We start from the raw sequence: 7804 nt of genomic DNA, 5'->3' as shown, positions 1-7804 counted from the left end.
TAATCTATATTTGTGACTTTAGTCGCTTCAGGTTGAATGTTCGCTTAAAGCGCTCGCATCCAACCTTTGCTCCGAGGCCACAAATATAGATTATTTCATTCTCTGAGGGCTGTTTATAGTTGCTGGAGTAAAATCAGAATTTACATAAAATCACAACCTTTCGGGGAATTTCCAAATCTTTTCAACATGAGTTCGGAAAGCGAGGGAAAGATTTGATAAAAAAATAGAGTATGTTTGAAAAAAATCAAAAATTTACTAATTTTAGTATAGTGTATGCTTGAAAAGAGATTATAATATGTTAAAATATATATTATTATTTATAAGAAAGGAGAAACTTATGAAAAACAATCATAATCTACTAATGAAAATGAAGAATCTTGAAAAATTTAGCGGGGCTATCAAAAGATGTGTAGCAATAGCAATGGCAACCATGTTATTTGCAACAACTGGATTTAGTTTGGATACACATCCGGTTAAGGCGCAAGAAGTAAGTTCGTCAGCAGATAAGATTGAAATTCCAGAAATAAGTAAGGATGCTTTTAAAAAGTACAAAAAGATTTCTGGAATTGGAGCGAATACTATTTTAGGAGCGGATTTTACTTATTATCAGCAGTGTCTGGAGTGGGGGAAATCATATAAAAATTATATGAGTCAGTCCGTAGACAATATTTTCGACTATGTAAAAAGTCAGGGTATCAATACCATATCTTTAAAAGTTGCTGTAAATCCAACAGGGGAAAATGCATATCTTTCTTTGGATAATGCAATAAAAACATTAAAAGCTGTAAAAGCATCTAAAGCAAATCTTAAGACAAATCTTGTCTTACTTTATTCAGACGAAATGACTTATGCGGGTGAGAATGGACAGAAGCTTCCGGCAGACTGGGAGAAGGCAGAGAAAGCAGAGCAATCGGTAAGTCGAGTGGAAAGTGCAAAAACATATACAAAAGAGATAATTGCAAAGTTAAAGCAGGTGAATGTCCTTCCTGATATTGTAACGATTGGTAATGAAGTGGATTGGAATTTCCTTGGAATTACTGACGGAGAAGGCTGGGAAGGCTGGAAAGCAATGGGCGATATTTCAGCATTGCTGAAAAAAGAAGGTGTAAAGAATGCTGTCAGCATAGCTGCGCCATCTGATGCCGCTTCTGTAAAATATATTGTTCAGAAATTGGGATATGCGTCCGTAGATTATGATTATATTGGAGTAAATGTTTATCCAGATAATAATACAAACAATTATATTAAAAGTTTAAAAAAAGAAGTAGAAAGTTGTGCATCGGATAAACAACTGATAGTTTCTAACGTAGAATATGAACGTGTAAATGAGGCGAATACAGCCAATGTATATACACAGGCTGACAGCATTTATAACTTGTTAGAAGCCACAATTGATGAGAAGAATGCTGGTGGTTTGATTTATAATGAAGCTGCATATGCTGGAAGCTGGAAGTCTTTCTTTGATGATGAAGGAGATGCACAGGTTTCCATGGCTATTTTTGCATATGCACAGGGTCATGAGACAGATACAAGCAGAGATCCTTATAAATACGGAGATGATACTGGTTTAAAACAGCAGAAAGTAACCATTAAAAAAGTACAGAATATGTCAGATTCTACTATTCGAGGCATAGATATTTCATCGTATACTGCCTTAAAAAAGGCTGGGGTAAAATATTATGATAATGAAGGAAAAGAAGCCTCATTACTAAAAGTTTTAAGTGATAATGGTGTAAATTACATTCGTATTCGTATATGGAATGATCCGTATAATGAAAAAGGAGAGACTTATGGTGGTGGATCCAATGATGTTAAGGCTGGGTTAGAAATAGCGAAAGAGGCAGCCAAATATAATATTAAAGTTTTATTGGGATTCCATTATTCTGATTTTTGGGCAGATCCAGCAGTACAGTTGCTTCCAAAAGCATGGAAAAAAGACAGAAATAACCAGGAAAAAATGTGTTCTAATGTATATGAATTTACTAAAGAAACCTTAGAACAATTTAAAGATGCTGGTGCTGACATTGGTATGGTACAAGTTGGAAATGAGATATCTCAGGGTATGATGGGAATTATGCATAAAACCAAGGCTAATGTATGGCAGGAAGAAGAAAAATCTACAATTATTGATAGTTATTTGAGCGCAGGGGCAAGAGCAGTAAGAGAATGTACTCCAGATGCGTTGGTTGCGATACATTTAGATAACCTTAACTTAGGAATGTATAAAGATGCCATGAATGCATGGGAAAGAGATAACGTAGATTATGATGTTTTAGGAGCGTCTAGTTATGCTTTTTGGGCTGGAAAAAATATGCTTAAAAATGTTCGAAAAGCTGGAGAATATGTTGCATCAAGAGGCAAACTATTTGCAGTATTGGAAACATCATGGCTTAACTCTCAGAAAGATGCAGATGGTACTGTAAATATGGTTAATAATACTAATGGTGCAGTTTATAAAGTTGGTCCTCAGGGACAGGCAGATATGTTGTCGGATTTATATAATGCAATTTTATCAAATGATAATGGACTAGGTGCTTTTTATTGGGAAGGCGCATGGATTCCTGTAAGAGCTGGTTGGGTAAATTGGAAATATAATAAAGAAATGGCAAATGAATTCGGAACAGGATGGGCGGCAGAAAATGCAGAAGGATATTATCCAACGAGTAAGTTGTATTATAATGGAAATCCTGTTTGGGGAGGAAATTCATGGGATAATCAAACGCTTTTTGACGATAAAGGATACCCATTAGATTCTCTTCGCTTCTATAAAGATGCAGTGTCATCCAACGAAAAATATTCCAGAGTGGTTATTGCATTATGTGATAAGGAAAATAATGTACTTGAATACAGGGTAGTAAAAGTTGTTTCAGGAAAGAGTATGACTTATATATTACCGGATATTAAAGGATATACGAAAGAAAAAGATACGATTAAAATTTTAGGAACAAATGATAAGATATCTAAGGTATCTGTAGTTTATAATAAGGATATAAAAAAACAGGCAATTACTGTGAAAAAAGCATCCTATACGATTCCTTATGGAACGAAGTTTAATCTTAAGAACGAAGTAAAAGCAGTTGGAAGTTTAACATTTACTTCAAATAATACGAATGTTGTTTCTGTTGAAAAGCAGGGCAAAAAACTTGTTGTAAAGAAGCCAGGAAAAGTAACGATTAAGATAACAGCCGGTGCAACAGCAGATTATAAACAGGCAAGTAGAATAGTTACTATTTATGCAGTTCCGAAAAAGCAGACCATCAAAAAGGTTTCTACATCTAAGAGAAAAGTAAAAGTGAATATAAAGAAAGATGCCAAAGCTACAGGATATCAGATTGTTGCAGCTAAGAACTCAAAATTTAGCAAGGGCAAGAAGGTATTAACAAAGAAAGGAATAAGACAGGTAACATATACAATAACAAAATTAGATTCTAAGAAAATTTACTATGTAAAAGCACGTTCTTATAAAAAAATAGGCAATAAGAAATATTTTGGTCCATGGAGCAAAGTAAAGAAAATAAGAGTAAAGTAAATTTTAGAGATTATTTGGAGAAAGAGAATTTAATTTGAGTGGAGTTTAACTAAAGTTTATATTTAAAGACAAAATTCTCCATATTTATGATTTCAAGGATAGATTAAAGATGGATAAGTATTCAACGCAATCTATCTTCGAAGTCACAAATATGGGGGATTTTTCTTTTAGTACATTGTTTGTCGGCAAATCAAATAGCAAGAATTTTCTTAGCGTTCTTCACCCGTTCTTTTGTTGGTGGTTGAATTCCTTCTAAAGGATATTCTAATCCAAGTTCTTTCCATTTATAAATACCCATCGTATGATAAGGCAGGATTTCCACCTTTTCCACATTATCAAGAGAGTGAATGAAATCAGCTAATCTAGTCAGATATTCATCTTTATCGCTTCGTTCCGGTACAAGAACATGGCGAATCCAAATCGGTTTTTTGATATCGGAAAGATAGCGAATCATATCAAGAATATTTTCGTTACTGTGGCCAGTTAAAACTTTGTGGCATTCAGTATCGATGTGTTTGATATCTACTAATAACAAGTCAGTGTATTTCATCAATTCCTGAAATTTAGAAAAGAAAGGTTCTTTTCTTGTAAAAGGTCCACCAGCTGTATCAATAACGGTGTGGATTCCTTTTTCTTTTGCCTTTTTAAAGAACTCAAGCATAAAATCAATCTGTAAAAGAGGCTCTCCACCACTGACAGTAATACCTCCGCCATTTTTCCAGTAAGGACGATAGCGGAGTGCCTGATTTAACAGCTCCTCTGCGTTTTTCCATATCGCACCATTTTCCTCTGTCATCTTCCATGTATCTGGATTGTGACAGAACTGACACCGCAAAGGGCAGCCCTGCAAAAAAACAATAAAACGAACCCCCGGCCCATCCACCGAACCAAAACTCTCCGTAGAATGAACAAGAGCCATCGAATTTTTATTACATTCTGTCATGGCATGTTCTGGCAATTACATCTAACTGCTGTTCTTTTGTCAGAGAGATGAATTTAACTGCATAACCTGAAACACGGATCGTAAAGTTTGCGTATTCTTCTTTTTCCGGATGTTCCATCGCATCAATCAGTTTCTCAACACCAAATACATTTACGTTTAAGTGGTGAGCACCCTGTGCGAAGTAGCCGTCCATAACATTTACTAAGTTACCAATACGTTCTTCTTCGGAATGACCGAGTGCATCAGGGTTGATTGTCTGCGTATTGGAAATACCATCTAATGCCCATTCATAAGGAAGTTTAGCTACAGAGTTTAAGGAAGCTAAGAGACCGTTCTGCTCTGCGCCATAACTTGGGTTTGCTCCTGGGGAAAGAGGTTCTCCGGCCTTTCTTCCGTCTGGAAGGGAACCAGTTGCCTTACCATATACTACGTTTGATGTGATAGTAAGGATGGAAGTTGTAGGTTCAGAATCACGGTAAGTATGGAATTTTTCAAGCTTCTTCATAAATGTCTGAAGTAACCATACAGCGATATCATCAGCGCGGTCATCATCATTTCCGTATTTAGGGAAGTCGCCAGTTGTCTCATAATCAACAACAAGTCCTTCTTCATTGCGGACTGTTTTTACTTTGGCATATTTAATCGCACTTAAGGAATCTACTACATGTGAGAATCCTGCGATACCTGTAGCGAATGTACGACGTACATTTGTATCGATTAAGGCCATCAAAGCATATTCATAGTAATATTTGTCATGCATGTACTGGATGAGATTTAATGTATTTACATATAAACCTGCTAACCAGTCCATCATGATATCATATTTGTGCATTACTTCATCATAGTCAAGATATTCGGAAGTAATTGGTTTGTATTCCGGACCAACTTGCTGACCAGTCTTTTCATCTACACCACCATTGATTGCGTAGAGGAGACATTTTGCAAGGTTTGCACGGGCTCCGAAGAACTGCATTTCCTTACCAGTCTGTGTAGCAGAAACACAGCAGCAGATGGAGTAATCATCGCCCCATACTGGACGCATTACATCATCATTTTCATACTGGATTGAACTTGTTGTAATAGAAATATGAGCTGCGTAATCTCTAAATGCTTTTGGAAGACGCTCAGAGTAAAGTACTGTGAGGTTTGGCTCTGGGGATGGTCCCATATTTTCTAATGTGTGGAGGAAACGGTAGTCAGTTTTTGTAACCATGGAACGACCGTCCTGTCCAAGTCCGCCAACTTCAAGTGTTGCCCATACAGGGTCACCGGAGAAGAGCTGGTTGTAAGCTGGGATACGTCCGAACTTAACCATACGGAACTTCATAGTCATATGGTCGATTAATTCCTGCGCTTCTTTCTCTGTAAGGATTCCCTTATCCATATCACGTTTGATATAAATGTCAAGGAAAGTAGCGATACGTCCGATACTCATAGCAGCACCGTTCTGTGTCTTGATTGCTGCAAGGTATCCGAAATACGTCCATTGAACAGCTTCCTTTGCGTTAGAAGCAGGTTCGGAAATATCATAGCCATAGCTTTCAGCCATAACTTTCATATCTTTTAATGCTTTAATCTGCATGGAGATTTCTTCTCTTAAACGGATAACGTCATCTGTCATTGTTCCGTCACCGCAGTTTGCGAAATCTTTTTGCTTGTCAGCAACTAACAGGTCAATACCGTAAAGAGCTACACGACGGTAGTCACCAACGATACGTCCACGTCCGTAAGTATCTGGAAGACCAGTAATGATCTTATTGTGACGAGCTTTCTTCATTTCAGGAGTATAAGAATCAAATACTGCCTGGTTATGTGTCTTATGATAATCTGTAAAAATCTTGTGGAATTCTGGATTTGGTGTGTAACCATAAGTTGTACAAGCTTCTTCAGCAGTACGGATACCACCAAATGGCATAAATGCACGTTTTAAAGGTTTATCTGTCTGAAGACCTACGATCTGTTCTTTCTCTTTTAAAGACTCAGAAATGTAACCCGGTTTATGGGAAGTAAGGCTTGATACGATATCAGTATCCATATCAAGAACACCACCCTTTTCACGCTCTGCTTTCTGCAGCTTCTGCAGTTCGCCCCACAGTGTGTCAGTAGCTTCGGTAGGACCTTCGAGGAAAGAAGCATCTCCATCATATGGAGTGTAGTTATCCTGGATGAACTCTCTTAAATTAATTTCTTCTCTCCAGATTCGTCCATTAAATCCCTGCCATTGTTCTTTTTGTAACATCTTAATTGACCTCCCTGTTTGTTAAAAAAATCCTTAAGTCAAGGTTTTGAAATATGTTTGCTAAAAAATCAACAAAATTGTTCAGATGATTTACTATGATTAGTTTTAACTTATTTAAGTTTTAATCATCTAACAACATTATTAACATGATTTTTGGCAATCGTCAAACAATTTTTTGATATTATGTGTTCTTTTTTTTGAACATATACACAAAAATGCTTGTAGAGCCTTTAAAATAAAGGGTTTTAGAGCGTTGATAAAATATTATCAAATCGTACAAATGTACTGATATAAGTACAATAATGACAAGCATACAACTATAATTTTATTTTTCGCTCTTTAGAGCATGTTTGGAAAAACATCTTCTTTAGCACATGACTTAATAACGATTTAAAGTTACTTCTTATCAGGGATATTGGATAGAATATTATCTTATCAGAAATAAAAAAGCCAGCATCCAGACAAGAATTGCCCAGACGGTCGGCTATAAGAGTCTTATACTTCATGTGGTTCATTCCACTTACTTCCGTCAGTCGTATAAGTATCCTAACTATAAACAAAATAGAACAAAATGTCAAGGGGTTACTATTTAATTCATTAAGCGAACTACAGACGAAGCCATTGCCCCGAATAAGGCATATTTGTGATTTTAGTCGCGGCGTGTTGAATGTTCGCTCTACTCGCTCGCATCCAACACTTGCTCCGAGACCACAAATATGCCTTATTCGGGGCAATGGCTTCTGTGCTATGGCTGGAGAAGGTGAATTAAATAGGAGGAGGGGATTTGGGGACAGAAGCTGATGTCTTCTGCTTACTCGAGAATGACTGGGAATAGGGGGATGATTTGACTTGACTATATGTAATAGTAAAATGAAGAAATCGGCATTTTAAATTTGGTTTTATAAATATTGCGGACGATAACATAATAATTGCACCAAATTTGTTTGAAATCTAGTCTACTATCCAATCAGTAATAATAGTTTAGGAATAATCTTTTAGAAGCTTACAATAAAAGATAAACGAATCAAACTGGGATAAAAAATATCTATCTACAATATTTTAAGAGCAAGCAGAAAACTTCTACCCTCTCCCC

General features: G+C 36.4%; 3 protein-coding genes and 1 riboswitch. Of the genes, 1 reads left to right on the top strand and 2 read right to left on the bottom strand.

Translation table 11 applies throughout. From position 1 onward, the window contains the following. Positions 1-337: 337 nt before the first annotated feature. Entirely contained in the window at positions 338-3529 is a 3192-nt protein-coding gene (locus EUBHAL_RS13835; protein ID WP_167534411.1) for a glycosyl hydrolase 53 family protein, read from the top strand. A gap of 190 nt (positions 3530-3719) precedes the next feature. On the opposite strand, the gene pflA is transcribed toward EUBHAL_RS13835, so the two are convergent. Continuing rightward, a complete protein-coding gene (gene pflA / locus EUBHAL_RS13830; RefSeq protein WP_005351435.1) occupies positions 3720-4472 on the bottom strand; it encodes a pyruvate formate-lyase-activating protein in 753 nt (250 codons plus the stop codon). Continuing rightward, the gene (gene pflB, locus EUBHAL_RS13825; RefSeq protein WP_005351433.1) at positions 4459-6711 is read right to left on the bottom strand and encodes a formate C-acetyltransferase; all 2253 of its coding nucleotides are present in this window, start codon (positions 6709-6711) and stop codon (positions 4459-4461) included. Before pflB ends, pflA begins: the two co-directional genes overlap by 14 nt. A 463-nt stretch (positions 6712-7174) precedes the next feature. Next, a riboswitch (ZMP/ZTP riboswitch) is annotated at positions 7175-7258 on the bottom strand. Positions 7259-7804 lie beyond the last annotated feature (546 nt).

Source organism: Anaerobutyricum hallii DSM 3353 (assembly GCF_000173975.1).
Lineage (GTDB): Bacteria > Bacillota > Clostridia > Lachnospirales > Lachnospiraceae > Anaerobutyricum > Anaerobutyricum hallii.
The sequence above is the reverse complement of the archived record's forward strand: the minus strand, read 5'-3'. Positions and strand labels throughout refer to the sequence as shown.